The organism is Aeromonas australiensis (assembly GCF_000819725.1).
GTDB lineage: Bacteria > Pseudomonadota > Gammaproteobacteria > Enterobacterales > Aeromonadaceae > Aeromonas > Aeromonas australiensis.
In genome coordinates this window covers 19,373-40,388 of the sequence record NZ_CDDH01000075.1, presented here as the reverse complement: position 1 = coordinate 40,388, position 21,016 = coordinate 19,373, and the positions used below count along the sequence as shown (strand labels likewise).

Annotated in this window: 17 protein-coding genes and 2 tRNA genes; 13 read left to right on the top strand and 6 right to left on the bottom strand. The window is 61.2% G+C overall.

Annotated elements, in window-relative coordinates; all coding sequences use genetic code 11:
• Positions 1 to 122: 122 nt before the first annotated feature.
• Complete coding sequence (locus BN1117_RS14120; RefSeq protein WP_040098357.1) at positions 123 to 632, bottom strand: VC2046/SO_2500 family protein; 510 nt, start codon at positions 630 to 632, stop codon at positions 123 to 125.
• Positions 633 to 756: 124 nt separating this feature from the next.
• Here BN1117_RS14120 and BN1117_RS14115 point away from each other — a divergent pair.
• Positions 757 to 841, top strand: a tRNA-Tyr gene (locus tag BN1117_RS14115).
• 34 nt (positions 842 to 875) lie between these two features.
• Positions 876 to 960: transfer RNA gene (locus tag BN1117_RS14110), tRNA-Tyr, on the top strand.
• A gap of 176 nt (positions 961 to 1,136) precedes the next feature.
• On the opposite strand, the gene tamB is transcribed toward BN1117_RS14110, so the two are convergent.
• Both tamB and tamA read right to left on the bottom strand, forming a co-directional pair.
• Complete coding sequence (gene tamB / locus BN1117_RS14105; protein WP_040098355.1) at positions 1,137 to 4,919, bottom strand: autotransporter assembly complex protein TamB; 3,783 nt, start codon at positions 4,917 to 4,919, stop codon at positions 1,137 to 1,139.
• Entirely contained in the window at positions 4,916 to 6,691 is a 1,776-nt protein-coding gene (tamA, locus tag BN1117_RS14100) for an autotransporter assembly complex protein TamA (protein ID WP_040098353.1), read from the bottom strand. Before tamA ends, tamB begins: the two co-directional genes overlap by 4 nt.
• 504 nt (positions 6,692 to 7,195) lie before the next feature.
• Here tamA and BN1117_RS14095 point away from each other — a divergent pair.
• The 10 genes from BN1117_RS14095 to mltB all read left to right on the top strand — a co-directional run bounded on the left by BN1117_RS14095 (position 7,196) and on the right by mltB (position 17,027).
• Positions 7,196 to 7,570, top strand: coding sequence for a hypothetical protein (locus BN1117_RS14095; protein WP_005350568.1), 375 nt, complete (start codon positions 7,196 to 7,198; stop codon positions 7,568 to 7,570).
• A gap of 133 nt (positions 7,571 to 7,703) precedes the next feature.
• Complete coding sequence (locus BN1117_RS14090; RefSeq protein WP_040066119.1) at positions 7,704 to 7,982, top strand: peptidylprolyl isomerase; 279 nt, start codon at positions 7,704 to 7,706, stop codon at positions 7,980 to 7,982.
• A gap of 179 nt (positions 7,983 to 8,161) precedes the next feature.
• Positions 8,162 to 8,860 carry a DUF1499 domain-containing protein gene (locus BN1117_RS14085; RefSeq protein ID WP_040098351.1) on the top strand — a complete coding sequence of 233 codons (699 nt, stop codon included), beginning with the start codon at positions 8,162 to 8,164 and terminating at the stop codon, positions 8,858 to 8,860.
• On the top strand, positions 8,850 to 9,434 hold the full coding sequence (locus BN1117_RS14080) for a carboxymuconolactone decarboxylase family protein (RefSeq protein WP_040098350.1): 585 nt from the start codon (positions 8,850 to 8,852) through the stop codon (positions 9,432 to 9,434). The genes BN1117_RS14085 and BN1117_RS14080 overlap by 11 nt, the downstream gene beginning before the upstream one ends.
• Entirely contained in the window at positions 9,431 to 11,584 is a 2,154-nt protein-coding gene (locus tag BN1117_RS14075) for an FAD-dependent oxidoreductase (RefSeq protein ID WP_040098348.1), read from the top strand. Before BN1117_RS14080 ends, BN1117_RS14075 begins: the two co-directional genes overlap by 4 nt.
• A 17-nt stretch (positions 11,585 to 11,601) precedes the next feature.
• Positions 11,602 to 12,786 (top strand): ABC transporter substrate-binding protein, encoded by a 1,185-nt coding sequence (locus tag BN1117_RS14070; RefSeq protein ID WP_040098346.1) that lies wholly within the window; start codon positions 11,602 to 11,604, stop codon positions 12,784 to 12,786.
• A gap of 77 nt (positions 12,787 to 12,863) precedes the next feature.
• Positions 12,864 to 14,492, top strand: a complete 1,629-nt coding sequence (locus tag BN1117_RS14065; protein ID WP_156129996.1) for an ABC transporter permease — start codon at positions 12,864 to 12,866, stop codon at positions 14,490 to 14,492.
• A gap of 29 nt (positions 14,493 to 14,521) precedes the next feature.
• Entirely contained in the window at positions 14,522 to 15,172 is a 651-nt protein-coding gene (locus BN1117_RS14060; RefSeq protein WP_040098360.1) for an ATP-binding cassette domain-containing protein, read from the top strand.
• A gap of 16 nt (positions 15,173 to 15,188) precedes the next feature.
• Positions 15,189 to 15,791: a CDP-alcohol phosphatidyltransferase family protein gene (locus tag BN1117_RS14055; protein WP_040098344.1), complete on the top strand. Its 603-nt coding sequence runs from the start codon at positions 15,189 to 15,191 to the stop codon at positions 15,789 to 15,791.
• A 132-nt stretch (positions 15,792 to 15,923) separates the two neighbouring features.
• Positions 15,924 to 17,027 carry a lytic murein transglycosylase B gene (mltB, locus tag BN1117_RS14050; RefSeq protein ID WP_040098343.1) on the top strand — a complete coding sequence of 368 codons (1,104 nt, stop codon included), beginning with the start codon at positions 15,924 to 15,926 and terminating at the stop codon, positions 17,025 to 17,027.
• Positions 17,028 to 17,074: 47 nt separating this feature from the next.
• Here mltB and BN1117_RS14045 read toward each other — a convergent pair whose 3' ends face one another.
• Entirely contained in the window at positions 17,075 to 17,557 is a 483-nt protein-coding gene (locus BN1117_RS14045) for a MarR family winged helix-turn-helix transcriptional regulator (RefSeq protein WP_005334289.1), read from the bottom strand.
• Between the two features lie 95 nt (positions 17,558 to 17,652).
• On the opposite strand from BN1117_RS14045, the gene BN1117_RS14040 reads away from it, so the two are divergent.
• On the top strand, positions 17,653 to 18,534 hold the full coding sequence (locus BN1117_RS14040; RefSeq protein ID WP_040098341.1) for a DMT family transporter: 882 nt from the start codon (positions 17,653 to 17,655) through the stop codon (positions 18,532 to 18,534).
• A gap of 87 nt (positions 18,535 to 18,621) precedes the next feature.
• Here the strand turns inward: BN1117_RS14040 and pgm are convergent, their stop codons facing one another.
• Together pgm and seqA are read right to left on the bottom strand one after the other, a co-directional pair.
• A complete protein-coding gene (gene pgm / locus BN1117_RS14035) occupies positions 18,622 to 20,271 on the bottom strand; it encodes a phosphoglucomutase (alpha-D-glucose-1,6-bisphosphate-dependent) (protein WP_040098339.1) in 1,650 nt (549 codons plus the stop codon).
• A 58-nt stretch (positions 20,272 to 20,329) separates the two neighbouring features.
• The gene (gene seqA / locus BN1117_RS14030; RefSeq protein WP_040098337.1) at positions 20,330 to 20,839 is read right to left on the bottom strand and encodes a replication initiation negative regulator SeqA; all 510 of its coding nucleotides are present in this window, start codon (positions 20,837 to 20,839) and stop codon (positions 20,330 to 20,332) included.
• Between the last annotated feature and the right edge of the window lie 177 nt (positions 20,840 to 21,016).

Genomic DNA, 21,016 nt, shown 5'->3' with positions numbered 1-21,016 from the left:
TTAGATCAAACCCCGGGATCAGCGTCCAGGGGTTTGTCAGCAGTCTGAGGCGGGGTAACCCGCCTTTTTGTCGCTTGTGATTTACCCCGCAAGCACAGCATTACAGCAGTGAAGTGGCGCCATCAACTGAGCCAGTGTAACCGGGTATCTACCCCCTGTTGCAAGCGTTCGAGGATGGGCAACAGTACCAGCGGATCCTCCTGGCGTGGCATATCGGCCAGCTTTCCTCGCAACCGCTCCCGCGCCAGCGGTGACAGGTTCTCGTAGACAGCCTCATCCAGAAATGGTTGCTTGACCGCCAGCGGCGGTGTTTGCAGCGCCAGCCAGAGCCGCACATCCACCATGCTTCCCCCCTGTTGCAACCGCTCATTGATGACACTGCAGTCGCTTCCCTGCCCCTCGGCCACCAGCACCTCAGGCGGCCTCAGCTCGAAGTGTTGACGCCAGTCTCGGCTATCCGGGTCAATCGCCGGTTTGGTATCAAACCAAGGCTGCTCCTCGACTGCATCGCTGAGCAGGGCCAGATGCAATCGGAAATCCGCTCGGTCCCCATGCTGCAGGTCACGGTTGAGGCGCTGCCCCAACTGACCCTCATCAACGAGCAGGTGATTACGGATTGAACTGGGCAGCATGAGATAACTCTCGAAAATGACGATTTCACTGGTTATCGGCCATAAATCCAATTCTTTTAATGGAAAAATCCGCCTTGGGGGTTCCCAAAACCCGAAGATCTGTTAGTATGCGCCTCGCACTTGTGGAGGGGTTCCCGAGTGGCCAAAGGGATCAGACTGTAAATCTGACGGCTCTGCCTTCGAAGGTTCGAATCCTTCTCCCTCCACCATTTCAAGTGCGACAAGTTAACAGCAATACCCCGTGGAGGGGTTCCCGAGCGGCCAAAGGGATCAGACTGTAAATCTGACGGCTCTGCCTTCGAAGGTTCGAATCCTTCTCCCTCCACCATCATTCAGAAAACCCGGCCTGGTGCCGGGTTTTCGCATTTCTGGCATGCCCCATCCGTTGTTCCTCTGCACTGCTGCCCTGTATCGCCGTTTGCCGGCTGCCGATCGCGCAATAAAAAACGGGAGGCCTGCGCCGCCCGTTTTACTCTCATCTCTACCCTGTGACAGGGCAAAGCGTTACAGGGTGAAGCGATAGAAGATGTCGACCGCCTGAGCCACCCCGCTCATCGCCTGCAGATAGAGCCGTGGCAATACCTCGTAGCGCAACTTGAATTCGGCGATGGGGCTAAAGACCCCAACCCCGTACTGGAACTGCAAACCTGGCAGCAGATAGGCCGACAGGGTCACCTGAGTGTTGTCGCCACTGCCCGCGGTATCGAGGGAGACATCGCTCATCCCCAGCGACTCGCCAATGCTCGACACCACGCCGCTGGCCTGACTCACCGCCCCGGCCACCAGCAGACCGTTGAAACCACCATCCTCGCCGCTGGTCTGCAATCCTTTGCCGCGCAGCAGATAGGAGAGCTGTTCCGACTGCGCCATCTGCGGCTCCGAGTAGACAGTGATCTCCGGCTTGCTGGCAGGGCCGGTCACCCGCACCCCGACCGTCACCTGACCCTCAATGGTATCGGGATCCCGGTTGGCCTCGATATTGAGGAATGGCCGGTCCAGCGGACCGGAGAAGAGGATCCGCCCCTCCTTGATGATGAGGTTCTGGCCATATGCCTTGAAACGACCATTGGTCAGCACCAGCTGGCCATTGCCTGCCAGTGGCTTGCCGGGCTCCTGTCGGATATTGAGGCCGCCGGAGACATCCGTTCTCAGCCCCATGGCATCGAGCTTCACATCGTTGCCAAGACGGATCGCCACCTTCATCGCCAGCGGCAAACTGACCTGCTTGGGTGGCGGGGGCAGATCATCATAAACCACGGTCACATCGTCAGAGAGCGCCACCGCCGAATCCGGCAGGCTCTTGACCAGAATACGCGCCCAGGGAATATCAACCTGGCCGGTGATGCGGGTCTCCTCGCCGAGCGACACGGCAATATCGGGAGAGAGCCTGACCCGGCCCATGCCCGGATATTGCGCAGCCAGATCCTTGCCCTGAATGGTGAGGCTACCGCTGATGGGCATCTTGGCCCAGCTGAGCCAGCCGCCCAACGCCAGCGGTCCCTTGCCCACCAGCATGGAACCATCGAGCTCGGCACGATTGCCCTCGATCTTGAGGCGAGTCACCAGCTTGGTCAGGGTCACCATGTCGGAGTGAGTCTGCACTTCACCGTCACGCAGGTTGAGCTGGCCAAACAGCAAGGGAGCCGCCAGGGTACCATCGAAACGGGCATCGGCGGAGATAATCCCTTGCAGGGATCGCACCTCCGGGATAAGCGGCGCAAAAGTATTGAGCTTGAGATCGTCAAACTTGAGCTGACCACCGAGCAGCGCACGACCGGCAGGCTCCCTGATCAGCAGATCGGTATCGATATGGCCGATCTGCTTGGAGGCGAAATCGAGGCGAATGGCCGCCTGCTGCTGCTCGAACTCCAGGGCAAGTGCCAGCTGTTGATAGTCAGTTTTGATACCATCGGCGACAAAAGTGCCCGGGGTAGTGCGCACCACTGCATGCAGGGTCGGCTGATTGCCACGCCAGCTGGCACGGCCATCGGCCGAGAGCATCGCCTGCCAGCGGAAGTTGTCCGGCAACCAGGGGCGCAGCCGCTTGAGATCGAACTCGCTCAGGGCAAACTCCAGGGTACCCTGCGCTGCGGAAACCTGACTCCCCTTGACGCAGAAGCTGGCACCCTGGGAGCCGAGGCAGAGATCCCCCATCGCCAGCCGCTGACGCGGCAGATCGAGATCCAGCGCCCAGGGGGAGCTCAAGTCCCAACGGCGCAGCGGGGTTTTCAACCGCAACTCGGAAAGCGCCCCGCGCCAGTGATCCCCGCGCACGCCGCCAGCCAGTTTGAGGTTGGCAGCAACAGGATCCCCCTTCATGGTCAGGGTCAGCAGATGCTGACTGATATCGCCGCTGAGGTTCAGGGCCAGCTGGCTGAGCTTGGTCCCCCCCTGTTTCAGCTGCGCCACCAACAGCGCAAGCTCCCCTGCTGGTTTGTCCCCCATCACGACGTTACCCTTGAGGGTCATCCCTTTCAGATCGGTGCCAGCATAATAGAGTCGTCCAGAGGCCAGATCTGCATCGATTTCCGGTCTCTGCTGACTACCGCTCACCTTCACCTGCCCCTGGATATCCCCTTTCAGGCCGGGATAGATGCCCCCCAGCCGGGGGGCCTGCAGGTTGGCATCGAGCCGCCACTGAGCGCTGCTGATCCTGCCCTGCGCTTGCAGCTGGTTGGGGCCACTTTGCAGTGAGAGCGCCGGGATCTGCCACTCCATCTTGTCGTTGCCGCTGAGCTCTCCCTTGAGGGCCAGCGGGTACTGGTTGAGCTTGCCATCCACCTTGATCTTCGGCAGTTTCAGCTCCCAGTGGCCCGCTTCGTTCATCACGAAGCGGCTCTCCAGCTCGCCGGCCAGCGTCCCTGTCAGCTCAGGCAGCAGCTCGGCCGGATTGATCCCCTTGAACAGAGTGGTTCCTTGCCACTCGAGCCCCTTGTTCCAGGCCAGCTTGCCATCGAGCTTCAGCTCCCCTTTAAGAGCATTGAGCTGCAAGGCGATCTTGCTGAGCCGATCCAGATCTCCTTTCCCGTCCAGCGCAAGCTTGAAGGGGGGCACATCGCTCCCCTTGCCGGAGGTATTGAGGGCAAACTGGTAGCCGGAGAGTGTGCCCTTGGCTGTCAGGCTCCCCTTGCCCAACCGATAGCTCGGCTCATCGTTGGCAGGCTTATGAAGTGGCCAACCAAGCCCCTTCCAATCGAGGGCCAGATCAAAAGGGAGATCAGGGTCGAGGGCAGCCAGAGAGCCCTTGAGATGGGCGGCGAGCGGCCCCTTGGCCGACAGTGCCAACCCGAGCTTGCCGACTGAACCGCTCAGCGCCAGGGTGGCCTGTTGTCCTTTCAGTTCACCATCCAGCAGCCCCTTGCGGGCCTTGGCATCCAGCGTCACCGCCAGTGGGTAGTCGTCATTGAGCTGGATATGGCCTTTTAGCGCCAGATCGGCCATGGCGTGGCGCAGCGAGAGTTCGCGCACCTCGATGCGATCATCGACGGCTGTGGCCGACAGTAGCAGTTTGTCGATCCCTTCAATCAGCTCGTCCTGCTTATATTCCACCCGGGTCGCACTGACCCCTTCCAGCTGGATGGGGAAAGGAAGGTGAATGGCGGGCAGGAGAATGGGGGCTGCCTGTGCCGTATTTGCAGCTGGCGCCCTTTTGCCCTGTTTGATGGTTTTGGCGCTGGCCTTGTCGCTCTTTGTTGTCGCGGTGGCTGGCGGCTTGGCAGATTGCTCCTCCACGTTGGCAGGGGCAGCCCCTGCCAGCGTGACCTTCAGGTTATCGAGCACCGGGCCGCGCACAATCAAGCCCTTGCGACTGAGGGTAGCGCCGATATCGAGGGAGCCCAGGGTCACTGCCACGCCGGGCACCGCCAGGTCGAGATCGGCTACCTTGAGGCTGTCGACCTGGATCTTGAGTGGCAGCGGGCGCCAGACAAAGGGTTCGGAAGGCGCTTCCGGTGCGGGGTCAGAATCGGCTACCTTGACCACCGGATGGCTCAACACCAGAGATTTTATCCAGAGCTTGCCCTGCAGCAATTTGCCCAGATCCCAGTCGAGCACGGCGCGATCCACCGTCACATCTACCAGCTCATCCTGCCAGCCCGCCCCTTCCAGGGTCCAGCCATAGCCAAGCTGACCGGCCACCAGCTCCCCCTTGAGGGAAGGCAGCGCCCCCTTGGCTTGTTGCCACAACCACTTGTTACCCTGATGGGTGAAGCCCAGCAAGCTGACGCCGATGAGCAGCAGAAACACCAGCCCCATTAGCCAGAGGACAATGCGTTTTAACCAGATCATAATTCAGGCCCCAAGGCGAAATGCAGCCGCAAGGGCTTCTCTTCTTCCGAGATCCCGACCGCCAGATCCAGCCGCACCTGACCGATGGGGGTAACCCAGCGTACACCGACGCCGGTACCTATCTTCCAGGGCTCGCTGTAATCGGTGGTGGAGGTGCCGCCATCCACAAACATGGCTCCCAGCCACTTCTCGCTGAAGCGGTAGTTATATTCCAGACTGGCCACGCTGGTATAGCGACCCCCGATCAGCTTGCCATCCGGCCCGGTAGGGGAGATGGTCTCGTAACCAAAGCCACGCACCGTCTGATCGCCACCGGTAAAGAAACGCAATGAAGGCGGCACCAACGAGAAGCTGTCACCTATGATGGCCCCCTGCTCGGCCCGCATCAGGAAGCGGTGGTCATCCCCCAGGGTGCGTAGCCACTTGCTGCGCCCCCACACCCGCATAAAGCTGATATCAGACCCCCACCAGGGATCTGAGAACTCCAGCGTCAGCTGCTGGCGATCCCCCCAGTCGGGCACCAAGCCACCACGCATCCTCAGCCGGGACCAGGAGACCCCGGGGATCAGCAGCAAGCTGTTCCCCTGGTCGACACCCTGGGTATAGATCTCATTCTCCAGCCGGATAAAGACATCCCGATCCCAACTCTCCGGCCGCCGCGTCCAGCGGTGAACCCCTATGGTAGTAAGGTCTGAACGGGTATCGTTGTTGTCCTTGTACTGATAACCGGTCTGCACCGAGTAGTAATCACGCAGTGGGTTGCCCACCGGGATCTGATAATCGAAGCTGAGCTCAGCCTCCGGCGCCGACACCTTGGCGGTAGCAAACAGTCGGTGACCATAGCGGTTGACCCAGGGCTTCTCCCAGGTGGCACTCATCCGTGGGCCTACATCGGTTGCGTAGCCGATACCGGCCTCAATTTCGTGATCGACCCGGTTATCCAGGGTCACTGCGATAGGCACCCGATAGTTGCTCGCCTCGCTCAATACCGGCTTGATATCAACCTGACGGAACAGCTTGGTGGAGGAGACATCCTGCGACATCTCGGCCAGACGGATGGCGAGATAGGGGTCACCGCTCTTGACGGTAATAAGCGGGCGAATAAGACGGAGCGCTTCGGGGGTGGCATCGTAGCGGATCTCGCCGAAACGGTAGCGATGGCCCGACTCGAACAGAATGAAGATCTCCGCCGTCCCCTTGTCCGGGAACACCTTGACCTCACTCTTGCTCAGCTTGGCATCAAAGTAACCGCGGGCCAGCCCGAGGCTGCCGAGATCGGCCTTGATGGATTCATATTTACCGTGATTGAGGGGATCCCCCTCTTTGAGGGGCAACTTGTCCAGCAGGGCGCTGTAAAGCTCGTCGCTGCCCGCATCCCCCTGCAGCAGAATATCGAGGCGGCTGATGATAACCGGCTCCCCCTTGTCCACCTCAATCACCACTTTGGACGGGGTTTTCTTGTCACGGCTCAGGGTGATCTTCGGCTGGTAGTAGCCATATACCTGCAGCGCCTTTTGCACGCTCTCGGTGATTTTGGCGCGGGCCGGACGGTATTGCCGCTCCTGATAAACCGGCAGGGCATTGAGGTAGGCTTCGACGTTATCCCTGTTCTCCCCTCTCAACCCCTTGACCTGATAGGTGAGCTTGGCAGCAAATGCAGGTGACGCCAGTAGTGACAGCAACAGGCCCACCCCCAGTATCCGCAGGCCGCGGTAAAAAGCTGGGCCGGACAGTGAACGCCCTGCCAGCAGGGATGAAATGCATCCTGTCAAAGGTCAATATTCCTGAATCTGTGGTGAAGGAAACCAGCGCCCTTTCGGGCTAACCCCGAAAGCGGCGCAGCACGCCATACCGAGCATGGCCGTGACACAACAAGGCGCGCCAGAACAATGGCGAATCTTATCCTAACATAGGCATTGGCTGGCAACAGCGCAGCATCACTGGCAAATTCACCATATCTTTTAAGAGGTTGAGCACAAATTCTGCATGTTGGTGACAATACCGACACCCCGTGCCACAGGTAGGGCGTTGCCATGTCTCGTCAAGATGATGACTGACACCAAACAGCATCTTCGCTACCTACCTTCACCCTATGTATCCATCACGACACAGTTTGTCGGTCATGGTCACAGCTTACCCAGAGCCAGCAATCAAACTAACCCAACACCAAGGTTCCTCTGATTAAGAGTTGCTCGTTCAGCTCAATCGAATTATCCCGCTCTCTTTGTTGGCAAGGCTACCTCACACTTGAACCATCAACTTAAAGGAGACACATCATGCATGCACGTAGCGAACAGATGGCTGACTATATTGCCGATCGTCTCGAGTTCATCACCTTTCTCGCCTGTTGCAGCGCCCTGCTGGCCCTGCTGACCGGCATGAGTGGCCAACAGGCGCTGGCCTTTACCGCCCTGAACCTGCCGTTTGGCCTCGGCATTCTGCTGGCGATGGCGATGCTGGCCCCCCTGCCCGTCCACTGGCGGCTGCCGGGGATCACCTTGCTGCTGGCAGGTTGCGCCCTGATGACCCTGCAACTGGGGGGTGAGTGGCTCAATCCGCTGGCTATCTGGAGCCTCTACGCCCTGCTCGGGCTGGAGATCATCTGGCAAGCACGTCCCCGCGCCGTGCTGGCCACCCGCGCTCGCCAATAACAGGGCGGACGAGCGCCGGTAAATGGCGGGCTGTGATGGCTGACGCCGGTGGCAATTTGGGGTACTCTTGCGCCCCCATTTGCCACCACACTTGGCGTTAACAACCTTCGCCATCACTCCCAGGAGCGCCCCGATGAAAAAAGCCTGTGCCCAGCACATTCTGGTCAAGACCGAAAAACAGTGTCTGGAGATCAAGGAGAAGATCGAGAAGGGAGCCGACTTCGGCCAGATGGCCAAACGCTTCTCCACCTGCCCCTCCGGCAAGCGTTTTGGTGATTTGGGAGAGTTTTCCAAAGGAGATATGGTGAAGGCATTTGACGATGCCGTCTTCAAGGGCGAACTGCTCAAGGTGCTGGGGCCGGTGCGCACCAAGTTCGGCTTCCATCTGATCAAGGTACTCTATCGCAATTAACCCATCGCAACTGACCATTCCCTCGGTGAAGCTTCCATGCTGCGGGCTTCACCGCCCTCTGCATTCCCCTCGCAAAACTGGCCGAAACAACCCCAAGCTCGCATCAATTTACTAACGTTATCAGGCAATTAAGTTTATCCTTCTCGACATTGTCCACATTCGACGATGGATCCCGTGCTATGCCCCGCTCTTGCCTGTGGCCCCTGCTGGCCTGGTTACTCCCGCTCGCTGGCGCCCTCGGCAGCCGCTTTCATCTCTGGCCTTGGTGGACAGGTTTTGCGATCTGTCTCATCGGAGCCCTTCTCTCCCTGATCTTGCTGGTGCGCCTGCCCTGGAGCCGCAACCGCTACGCCAGCAGCCTTGGCGCCTTGCCACTGCTGCTGCCGCTGCTCTTTGTGGAGCGGGCTCTGCGCATGCCACTCACCAATGATGTGAGCACAGATCCCTATCATCCTCCGCAGCTGCGCTGGGCGACAGAGCTCAGAACGGCGCAGGATCTGCCAATAAATAGCGCCCCGCTGAAAGCATTTGAAAGGAATCCCGGTCCTCTCTTTACCAGAGTCATGCCTGCTGACGTGCTGGTTGAAGCCAGCGATCTGATGCAGGAGCTGGGCTGGCAGGTACGACCAAGCCCCGATGGTCTGGATGCCGTGGCCACTACCCCCTGGTTCGGCTTTCAGGATGATGTGGCGCTAAGGATCTTTGCCGGCCCGAGAGAGACCCGCATCGATATGCGATCGGCCTCACGTCAGGGGCAAAGCGATCTGGGCACCAACCGGGCACGGATCGAGGATTTCCTGACCCGCCTGAACGAACGGCTGGGCGGAGCCTACAAACCCAAGATGATGAAACAAGCTGAGGAACAAGATGCGCATTGAGGTCAAACCCGACCGGGAATATGCCTGGTTTATCCGCCCCTTTTTCTGGCTGCAACAGCGCAACTATGGTCAGGTGCTTATTCCGGGCAAGTGCTGGGGCCGCTCGCCGCGCCTGTTTGCCGCCGTTGCTACCCTCTACGGCGTCATCAACCGCAAGCGCTCCCCTATCGACCCCGTGCTGCGCTCGCTGGTGACGGTGCGGGTCTCCCAGCTCAACTGGTGTCGTTTTTGCGTCGATATCAACGCCATGACCCTGATCAAGCGGGCTGGTTCCAGCGAGAAGGTAGAAGCACTGGCCAACTGGCGCGAAAGCCCCTTGTTCGATGAGCGGGAGAAAGCGGTGCTCGACTACACCGAAGCGATGACCGGGCTGGATGGGGTGAGCGATGAACAAGCTGCTCGCCTCAAGCTGTGGTTTGATGACGATGCCATGGTGGAGCTGACCGGCCTTGTCGCCTTCCAGAATATGTCCGCCAAATTTAATGCCGCCCTCGATATCGCACCGCAGGGCTTCTGCCAGCTGCCGGTCCAGCCCGCACGGCCTCAGGCCCCAAACGAAGGTAAACAGCCATGACCAGAGCCCGCTGGCTACTGTTGCTGGTGATGAGCAGCCTGATCGCCACCTTCTTTCTGTTCGATCTTGGCCACTATGTCACCCTGCCCCAATTGCAGGCCCGCCAAACCGAGCTGGCCGCACTGGTCGACCGACACTTCGCCAGCGCCGCCCTGTTGTTCGTCCTTCTCTATGTGCTGAGTACCGCCCTCTCCCTGCCCGGCGCCAGCTTGCTCACCCTGGGGGGCAGCGCGGTGTTCGGTGTCGGCTGGGGGCTGCTGCTGGTCTCTTTTGCCAGCTCCATTGGTGCGACCCTGGCCTTTCTCAGCGCCCGTTTTCTACTGCGCGACTGGGTCATCGCCCGCTTTGGCGACAAGCTGGCTACCTTTCAGTCCGGCATGGCAAAGGAGGGGGCCTTCTATCTGCTGAGCCTGCGCCTCATCCCTGTCTTCCCCTTCTTTCTGGTCAACCTGCTGATGGGGCTTACCCCCATCAGAGTCAGCACCTACTACTGGGTGAGCCAGCTTGGCATGCTGCCCGGCACCTTCGTCTTCGTGCTGGCGGGCAGCGAGCTGGCGACCCTGACCAGCACAGGTAACATTCTCTCCCCCGGTCTGATGGTGGCGCTGACCCTGCTGGGGCTGATGCCCTGGCTGGTCAAAAAATTGACCGCCCAGCTCGCTCTGAGCCGCCAGCTCGCCCCCTACCGCCAACCCGCGCGCTATGACTACAACCTGCTGGTGATAGGTGCGGGCGCCGGTGGGCTGGTCACCAGCTATATCGCCGCGGCGGTGAAGGCCAAAGTGGCGCTTATCGAGAAGCACAAGATGGGGGGCGATTGCCTCAACAGCGGTTGTGTCCCCTCCAAGGCATTGATCCGAAGCGCCCGCTTTGCCGCCGAGCAGCGCAAGGCCGACGAGCTGGGCTTTAGCCCGAGCCACTCCCGCGCCGATTTTGCGGCGGTGATGGAGCGGGTGGCTGAGGTTATCAAGGAGGTCGAGCCCCACGACTCCATCGAGCGTTATCAGGGGCTTGGGGTGGAGTGCATCGAAGGGGAGGCACGGCTGATCTCCCCCTGGGAGGTGGAAGTAAACGGCCAGCGCCTCGCCAGTCGCCATATCGTTATTGCCACCGGCGCCCGACCGTTGGTGCCCAAGCTGCCGGGGTTGGATCAGGTGCCTTATCTTACCTCGGACACGCTCTGGCAGTTGCGCACCCCGCCGCGCCACCTGCTGGTGCTGGGCGGTGGCCCCATCGGCTGCGAGCTGGCCCAGAGTTTTGCCCTGCTCGGCATTCCCGTAACCTTGGTGGAACTCTCGGAGCAACTGCTGCCCCGTGAAGAGCAGGAGGTAGCCGACGCCCTGGCCGAGCAGATGAGCCGCGATGGCGTGCGACTCCTCACCGGCTGGCGCGCCGAGCGCGCCGACTATCTGCCCGCAGCCGAGGGGGAACTCCCCATCCGGCTACAACTGCGCCGGGGCGATGAGACGCAGGTGGTGGAAGGGGATCAGCTGCTGCTGGCGCTGGGCCGGGTCGCCAATGTCAGCGGCTTCGGGCTCGAGGCGTTAGGGGTAGAGCTTGCCCCCCGCGGCACCATCGCAGTCGATGGCTTTCTTGCCACCAACTTCCCCAGCATACTGGCGGTGGGAGACGTAGCGGGCCCTTACCAGTTCACCCACTTCGCCGCCCATCAGGCCTGGTATGCCGCGGTCAATGCCCTGTTTGGCCAGTTCAAGCGCTTTCGGGCCGACTATCGGGTCATTCCGGCGGCCACCTACACCACGCCGGAGATTGCCCGGGTCGGCCTCAATCGCAAGGAAGCCGAAGCGCAGGGGATCCCCTTCGAGGCGACCCGCTTCGAGCTGGCCGAGCTGGACCGCGCCATCGCCGATGGGGAACGCCACGGTTTTGTCGAGGTGCTGACCGTGCCGGGCAAAGAGACTATCCTTGGCGCCACCATAGTGGGCACTCACGCTGGCGAGCGGATCGCCGAGTTCGTGCTCGCCATGCGCCACCGCCTCGGCCTTGGCAAGATCCTCGGCACCATTCACGCCTATCCCACCCTGATGGAGGGGAATAAATACGTGGCCGGTGAATGGAAACGGGCCCACCAGCCCACCCGGATCCTGGCCTGGCTTGCCCGTTATCACCGCTGGCGCCGTGGCGCCTGACAATCAAGGGAACCTTCATGCTCACACCATGCTCACTGCTCAAACGCTCACTGACCCATCTGCTGTGCGCTCTGCCACTGCTCGCCAGCGGCCCGCTGTTAGCCAGCCCTGATGACCATTGGCAACAGACCCTTGAGGAGGCGAAGGGGCAGACCGTCTACTTCAACGCCTGGGGTGGCAGCCCGGAGATCAACGCCTATCTGGTGTGGGCCGGGCAGGAGCTGGCCCGTGACTATCAGGTCAAGCTGATACAGGTGAAGGTAGATGACATTGCCCAGAGCGTCAGTCAGCTGCTGGCCAACCAGCAGGCGGGCAAGCAAGCTGGCGGCCCTATCGATCTGCTCTGGGTCAACGGCGAGAACTTCAAGGCGCTCAAGGAGCAGGGGCTGCTCGGTGCGCCCTTTACTCAAGTACTGCCCAACATGGCGCTGGTCGACAGCAGCCTGCCAGTAAGTGAGGACTTCACCATCCCGGTGGAGGGGCTGGAGGCCCCCTGGGGTATCGGCCAGCTCAACCTGATGCTCAACCGCAAAGAGGTCAGCACGCCGCCCACCTCGGCAGCGGCCCTGCTGGCGTGGGCCAAGGCCCATCCCGGCCGTTTCACTTATCCCAAACCACCCCAGTTTCACGGCTCCAGCTTTCTCAAGCAGATCCTGCTGGAGTTGACACCAAACCCCGCCCCCCTCTATCAGGAGGCAATCGATGCCAACTTTGCCAGGGTCACCGCCCCGCTCTGGGCCTGGCTCGATGAGCTGCACCCGGCGCTCTGGCGCAAGGGTAAGCTGTTCCCCACCAGCGCCGCCGAAACCCGCCAGCTGCTCGATGATGGCGAACTGGCCATAGCCATCAGCTTCAACCCGCAAGAAGCAGAAAGTGCGGTGCAAACCGGCGCCCTGCCCCCCGGCGTAGTCGCAGTCGCCATGGAGAGAGGAGCACTCACCAACAGCCATTTTCTCGCCATCCCCTTCAACGCCAGTGCCCGTGCCGGTGCCAAGGTTGTCGCCAACTTCCTGCTAAGCCCGGCGGCGCAGGCGCGCAAGGCTGATCCGGCGTACTGGGGTGATCCCAGCGTGCTGCGGGCCGATGCCCTGCCGGACTCCGCCAAGGGACAACCGGCACTGCGCTTCAAATCAGTGGCCGAGCCTCACCCCAGCTGGCAGCTCAAACTGGAAGCTGTCTGGGCCGAGCGTTACGGCCACTGATGCACGTCGCTGGTCACCCGCGTTCCCGCTCCACCCCGTGGCGCCGCTTGACACGCCACCCCAGTATGAATATTGGGATGGCGGTCATTTATCTGGCGATCTTCGTCATCCCATTGCTGGCGGGACTGTGGCAACTGCTGGCGGAGGGGGTGACCGCCTCTCATCTCGCCTTGCTGCTGGCCCAGCCGGGCCTGTGGCACTCAGCAGCGCTGAGCTTGTGGATTGGCGCCGCCTCCACCCTCGGTAGTCTGCTGTTGACCGCCCTGCTGCTGGCACACAGCGACAGCCGGGCTTTCGGCCTGCTCCGTCGTCTGCTCTCGCCCATGCTGGCCATGCCCCACGTCGCCTTTGCCATCGGCTTTGCCTTTCTGCTCGCCCCCTCCGGCTGGCTGCTACGGCTCGTCTCGCCAGCCCTGACCGGGTTTGATCTGCCCCCCGACTGGCAGACCCTTCGGGATCCTTGGGGGCTCGGGCTGATTGCACTGCTCGTTTTCAAAGAGACCCCCTTTTTGCTGCTGATGGCGATGGCCGCACAGCAACCCATCCAGCTGGTACGCCAGCAGTGGCTGGGGGCGAGCCTTGGCTTCAGCGCCCCCCAGATCTGGTGGCGCCTGCTGCTACCGGCGCTGTGGCCAGCCCTGCGCCTGCCCCTCTATGCGGTGGCGGCATATGGTGTGGCGGTGGTGGATCTCGCCCAGCTGCTCGGGCCCGATGCCCCCGCCCCGCTGGCGGTGCGGTTGTGGCTCTGGTATCAGGACCCGGACCTGCGCTGGCGCGGTGCCACCGCCAGCGGCGCCCTGTTGCTGCTCGCCATCACGGCGCTGCTCATCGCCCTGCTCAGATTACTGGAGTGGCTTCATAAAGAGATGGGTAAGGGCCACTGGCTCGACGGCAAACGGGCTGCGCCCCACTCCTTTGCCAATCGGTTCGCTGCAGGCTTTGCCTTCACCCTGATCACCCTCAATCTGGTGGTACTGGGCGCCCTGCTGCTCTGGTCGCTGGCGCGCCGTTGGCCCTTTCCCGCCCTCTGGCCCAGCCAGTGGAGCGGCCACTACTGGCAGGATCTGCTACCAACCCTGCTGCCGCTGCTGGCAACCAGTGCACTGCTGGCACTGGCGAGCGGGGGACTGGCACTGATAATGGCGGTATTGAGTCTGGAGGCACAAGCGGGGCGCCGCCCCTGGCCACTCTGGCTTATCTGCCTGCCGCTCTTGCTGCCACAGGCCAGCCTGCTGTTTGGTATCCGGCTCGGGCTGGATTGGCTTGCTCATGACTCGATAAGCAGCGGCATTGGCTGGGGCTGGGTGCTCTGGAGCCAGCTGCTGTTTGTCTTTCCCTATGTCTATTTGTGTCTGCATGGCCCCTATCGCCAGTTCGACTCGCGGATCACCCAGAGCGCCCTGCTGCTGGGGGCCACGCCATGGCGAGCCTGGTGGCAGGTCAAAGCGCCGCTGCTGGCGCGCCCGCTGCTGTTTGCCTTTGCGGTGGGGGCTACGGTGAGCCTGGCCCAATATCTGCCGACCCTGCTCTTTGGCGCAGGCAGAGTGGTCACCATCACCACCGAAGCGGTGGCCATCGGCAGCGGCCTCAACCGGCGGCTGGCGGGGCTCTACGGCCTGCTGCAACTGCTGCTGCCACTCGTTATCTATTTGCTGGCGCTCTGGCTGCCAGCGCGGATCAATCCGGCGCTCACAAGGGCACACTGACGATGAATTCTGACCATGGCAACGGCACCATGCTAAGCACCACACCTCTTCGACTTTACCTTGATGAAAATCTGCTGCTTTCGCTCCCCCCCCTGCAGGTGGCTCCCGGCGAGGTGTTGACCCTGATGGGGCCAAGCGGCTGCGGTAAAAGCTCCCTGCTGGCAGGGCTCGCCGGGGTACTGCCCGGCGCGCTGACGGGGAGCGGCCCGATCCGGCTGGAGGGGGAGATAAGACTTGGCGAGCGGCGGGTCAGCGCCTTGCCCCCGCAGGCACGGCGCATCGGCATGCTGTTTCAGGATGACCTGCTGTTTGACCATCTGACAGTGGCGGAGAACCTGATGTTCGGCATGCCAGCGGCCATCAAGGGAAAACGCGCGCGGCGGGAAAAGGCGCTGACCGCATTGGCACAGGTCGCGCTGGCGGATCAGGCTGACAAGCTGCCACAACAGCTTTCAGGGGGTCAGCGGGCGCGAGTCAGCCTGCTGCGGGCACTATTGGCCGAACCCGACGCCCTGCTGCTGGACGAGCCCTTCTCCCGCCTCGACAAGCCACTGCGGGCCGCCTTTCGTGAGCTGGTATTCGCCCGGATCAAGGCGCTAGCCATCCCCGCCATCCTGGTGACCCACGATGCGGAAGACGCGCCGGGCACCATACTCAACCTCACCGAATGCCACTGTTAACCAAGGAGTGTTTATCTTGTTTGATCGCCACCTGATCCCCGTGATCCGCAACCCCCTCACCCAGCTGGCCAAACCGCTCTGCCGTGCCGGGATCAGCGCCAATCAGGTGAGCCTCACCGGCTTTGCCATCGGCATGCTGGCGCTGCCGCTGCTGGCCTTTGGCTGCTATCAGTGGGCACTGGCGGCCATCCTGCTCAACCGCTTGCTGGACGGGCTCGATGGCGCCGTGGCGCGGGAAACCGGCATCACCGACTGTGGCGGCTTTCTCGACATCACCCTCGATTTCATCTTCTACGCCGCCGTGGTACTGGGCTTTGCCCTCGCCGTCCCTACCAATGCGCTGCCCGCCGCCACCCTGCTGTTTGCCTTTATGGGTACAGGGTCGAGCTTTCTGGCATTTGCCATCATGGCGGGAAAGCGGGGGATCGACAATCCGGTCTATCACCACAAGTCCCTCTACTATCTGGGCGGCCTCACCGAGGGGAGCGAGACGATCGCCCTCTTTGTGCTGATGTGCCTGTGGCCCGCCGCCTTCGCCCCGCTCGCCTACGGCTTTGCCCTGCTCTGCGCCATCACCACCCTGACTCGGCTCTGGAGCGGTTACCATACCTTGCGCTGAGCGTCCGTCCTTCCGCAAGAGCGCGAATCCACCGCGCGATAAATTGGCGATGGACAGGGCACACTGAACACTTGCGCAGCGGAACCAATGTTTTACCATGACGGCACTTCTATCACTCTCTTTGAGAACCCTATGCGTCGCCTTGCCTCACTGCTCACTCTGTCGTTGTTCCCCCTCCTCGGTGGCTGCAGCAGCCCCCCGCCAACCAAGCAGGTCGTCGTTCCCCAACCCGAGAGCGCTTTTCTCACTCAGAAACCCGCCAGCACACCAGCCTCTCAACTGGTGACAGGGCCCGGGGTCAGCAAGGGGGATTTTGCCAATCGCCCCAATGTGGACCGATTCGTCCAGAAGATGGTCGAACAGCACGGCTTTAACAGAAGTGAGCTTCACCAGCTGCTGGCACAGGCACAGCGTTATGACTGGATCATCCGTCTGATGGATGCACAGGCCCCGACCACCACCCCGCCGACCGGCCCGACCGGCGCCTGGAATCGCTACCGCGCCAAGTTCATCACCCCGGACAACGTACAGAACGGCGTCAACTTCTGGCGTGAATACGAGAGCGAGCTGAACCGTGCTCAGCAGGTGTATGGGGTTCCCCCCGAGATCATCGTTGGCATCATTGGCGTGGAAACCCGCTGGGGCCGGGTGATGGGCAAGACCCGCATCCTGGATGCGCTAGCGACCCTGGCGTTTGATTACCCGCGTCGCGCCGAATTCTTCACCGGCGAGCTGGAATCCTTCCTGGTGATGACCCGCGATGAGGGGATGGACCCGACCGTGCCACAGGGCTCCTATGCCGGCGCCATGGGTTATGGCCAGTTTATGCCCTCCAGCTTCCAGCGCTATGCGGTGGACTTCAACGGCAACGGCCATACCAACCTGTGGGATCCGGTGGATGCCATCGGCAGCGTCGCCAACTACTTCAAGGCACACGGCTGGGAACAAAACCAGCCAGTAGCAGTACGTGGCCAGGGTCAGCTGCCAGGCTACGAGCACGGCTTCAAAACCCGCTACCCGGTTGCCACTCTGCGCCGTGCGGGGCTCACTCCCACCAGCACCCTTGGCAACCACAACGAGGCGAGCCTGCTGCGCCTCGATGTGGGCACCGGCTACCAATACTGGTACGGCCTGCCCAACTTCTACACCATTACCCGCTACAACCACAGCACCCACTACGCCATGGCGGTATGGCAGCTGGGGCTGGCGGTGAAAGAGGCCAAAGGCGGTTACTGAGTCAAGCACTGATTTGCCAACAAAAACGGGCCTGCTGGCCCGTTTTTTTATTCGTTTTCCAGCAACCAGCGTTTGAGCAGTGCCGCTAACTGAGCCTGCTCCGCCTCGGTCAGTGGCGCCAGCAGGCGACGCTCGTTGGCCACGTGCAGCTCAACCGCTCGGTCGATAAGCGCTTTGCCCGATTCGGTGAGGCAGACCAGCAGGCTGCGCCGATCGCTGGGCGCCGCTTGCCGCTCTATCAGTCCCCGCTCGGCCAGCTTGTCGAGCCGGGCCGTCATGGCACCCGAACTCAACATGGCCGATTGGTAGAGCACTGTCGGCGTCAGTGGCTCACCCGACCGACGCAGGGTCGCCAAAATGTCGAAGTCCGTGCCAAGCAGGCCGCACTCCTTGAGCTCTTCACTCACCTCACGACCGGCAATTGCCGCCATCCGGGCTACCCGACCCAGCACCCCCATAGGAGAACAATCGAGATCCGGTCGCTGCCGGGCCCACTGAGCCAGCAGCAGGTCTACATGATCTGATTCCATCGCCAACCACTTATCTTTATATCGAGATACTTGATGATAAATCAATTTGGCGCTAATTTATCTTCACTTAAAGATACTTTGTGAAGAGATAAATAATGCCAATGCTGATCGCCTTGCTGGCTCCACTGCTTTGGGGCAGCACCTATGCTGTCGTCAGCCTCTACCTGACTGACTACTCACCCTACTGGGTTGCCGTATGGCGGGCACTGCCTGCAGGACTGCTCTTGTTACTGTTGCATCCGCGCATGCCGCCTCTGCCCTGGGGCAAGCAGTTCCTGTTGGCGTTTTGCAACATTGCCGCCTTCTTCGCTTTGCTGTTTGTGGCAGCCTTCCGGCTGCCGGGGGCAGTAGCAGGTACACTTGGTGCCACCCTGCCGCTGGTGCTGATGCTACTGGCCTGGTTGCAAGATGGCACACGACCGAGCCTGAAATGGCTACTGCTGGGATTGATGGGGTTGGCTGGGGTATTACTGTTGCTCAACCCCTCTGCCAATCTGGATCCTGTCGGAGTTGCATGCGCCATGCTGGCCACAGTGCTGATCGGCCAATCAAGCCGCTGGATGCGCCACTGGCCGGTAAACGATCTGCTGGCGCTGACCGCATGGCAATTGCTGCTTGGGGGCTTGATGCTGATCCCGCTCGCCTGGTGGCTGGCTGGCCCAATGCCGTTACCGGATCCGGCCAGTGCGCCGGGATTGCTCTGGTTGATCCTGCTCAACACCGCGCTGGGCTACTGGGCCTGGTTGTGGGGATTAAAGCACCACGGCCCAGAGGTGATGGGCATGCTGGCCCTCACCAATCCCATGATGGCTGTGTCGCTTGGGGTATTGATGGTGGGTGAAACCCTGGATGTCAGCCAGTGGATCGGCATCGGGGTGATCCTGCTCTCCCTCTTCCTGATGAAGCTGCCAGCTCGCCCCTTCGTCAAGCGGTGGCAAGCCAGCCAAGCGATCACAGGTCACTGCAATAAGGGGTAAACGCCGGATAACCCCGATCCTGGCATAAAAAAGAGGAGCCATGACGGCTCCTCTTTTTTAGTCAGCGGTCAATAACACGAAGGCGGCTTAGACACCAGCCTTGGCCAGTGCCGCGGAGACGATCTGCTGGGCTTCCTGCTGGATGAGGTCGAGGTGCGCGTCGCCCTTGAAACTCTCCATATAGATCTTGTAGATAGACTCGGTACCGGAGGGGCGCGCCGCGAACCAGCCGTTCTCGGTCACTACCTTGAGGCCGCCTATGGCGGCATCGTTGCCAGGTGCCTTGGTCAGCTTGGCAATGATGGGCTCACCAGCGAGCGTTGAGGCTTCTACCAGTGCCGGATCCAGCTTGGAGAGCACCGCTTTCTGGGCGCTGTTGGCCGGGGCGTCGATACGGCGATAGCTGGAGCGGCCAAACTTGGCTTCCAGTGCGTTGTAATGAGCCTGCGGATCCTTGCCGGTGACCGCCAGAATTTCCGCCGCCAGCAGCGCCAGAATGAAGCCATCCTTGTCAGTGGTCCAGACGGTGCCATCTTTGCGCAGGAAGGAGGCGCCCGCGCTCTCCTCGCCGCCAAAGCCGAACTCGCCGCTGTAGAGGCCATCCACGAACCACTTGAAGCCGACCGGCACCTCTTTGAGGGTGCGGCCAATCTCGCCGGCAACCCGGTCGATCATGGAGGAAGATACCAGCGTCTTGCCGACGGCCGCATCCGCAGACCAGCCGGTGCGATGGGTAAACAGATACTGGATTGCTACCGCCAGATAGTGGTTCGGGTTCATCAGGCCAGACTTGGTGACGATGCCGTGACGGTCGTAGTCAGGGTCGTTGCCAAGGGCGATGTCGAACTTGTCTTTGAGGGCAATCAGGCTCGCCATGGCGAACGGACTGGAGCAGTCCATCCGGATCTTGCCGTCTTTATCCAGGGTCATGAAGGAGAAGGTCGGGTCGACCTTGTAGTTCACCACTTCGATGTTCAGACCATAGGTCTTGGCGATGACGTCCCAGTAGGCGACGCCGGAGCCGCCCAGCGGATCGACACCGATCTTGATGCCCGCGTTCTTGATGGCGTCCATGTCCAGTACGTTCTTCAGATCATCCACATAGGGGGTCACATAATCGTGCTCCACCACGAACGGGCTCTTGAGCGCCTCGGCGAACGGCATCCGCTTCACGCCAGCCAGACCCGCTTCCAGAATCGCGTTGGCACGGTCCTCGACCCACTTGGTGATCTCTCCTTCGGCGGGGCCACCGTGAGGCGGGTTGTACTTGAAGCCACCATCTTCCGGCGGGTTGTGGGACGGAGTGATCACCACGCCGTCAGCACGGGCAGCCGGTTTGCCTGCATTGTGGCGCAGGATGGCGTGGGAGATAACCGGGGTCGGAGTAAAGCCGAGGCCAGCCTGAATGCGGGTCTCGACGCCGTTGGCCGCCAGCACTTCGACGGCGCTGGCAAAGGCGGATTCGGAGAGGGCGTGGGTATCCATGCCGACAAACAGCGGGCCAGTGATACCGGCCTGCTGGCGATACTCCACCAGCGCCTGGGTCACCGCCAGAATATGGGATTCGGTAAAGGCGCTGTGCAAGGCACTGCCACGGTGGCCGGAGGTACCAAAGGCAACCCGCTGCTCGGGGCGGCTCATGTCCGGCTTGTTGAGGTAGTAGGCGCTGACCAGACGGGGGATGTTGGTCAGATCGCTTAAACGGGCCGGTTGACCGGCGTGGGAATGCTGAGCCATGGCGTTTTCCTTGCGTAATGGCGGCCTTGCCGGGCAAGGCCTGAGTCTTGAAGAATCGTTAAATGGCGCCACACACCTGCGCGATCACCTCTTCGCCATAGCCCATGCTGGCCATCAGCTGGGCCACCATGTTCTGCTTGCGGCTGGTGTTGGTGTTGGTGATCACCCAGAACGGGGTGTCCGGTACCGGCTTGGGCTTGGTGGTGCTGCCACTGGCGCGCAGAGCCTCGGGATCCTGCGAGAAATAGACGCGCTTGCGCCCCTTGATTTCGGTGGCCTGGGTAAAGCCTTCCGGGTTATCCCGGTAGAGGGTACTGAGCACCAGCATAAAGCGGTTGATGGACTTCTCTTCCTTTTTCAGCTCACCGGAATCGAGCAGGGCTTGCAGCCCTTGCTGGGTGGCTACCGCACTGGGCTGCGCGATGGCAACGTACTCGGCAACCGGCACACCTTGATGAGCAGGCTGTTCCAGCAGACGGCGCAGGATATCGGAGGCACTCTCACCAATGTGCCGGGTCTGGCTGGCGATATAGAAGTAGAGATCGTCATCAAGCTCGATGGTTTTCATAGGGATGCGCTGGACTCGTCGAAATTCGGATGCGGCGATTATACATAGGCAAACCCGACAGCCCAAGCAAGGGGCTGGCAGATGTACATGAATCTCATCGAGAATACGGCATAATAGCGGGCCAAGTGTGTGATCAGCCGCACTGATAGCCGATCCGGACGGGATTTTTTAGAAAAA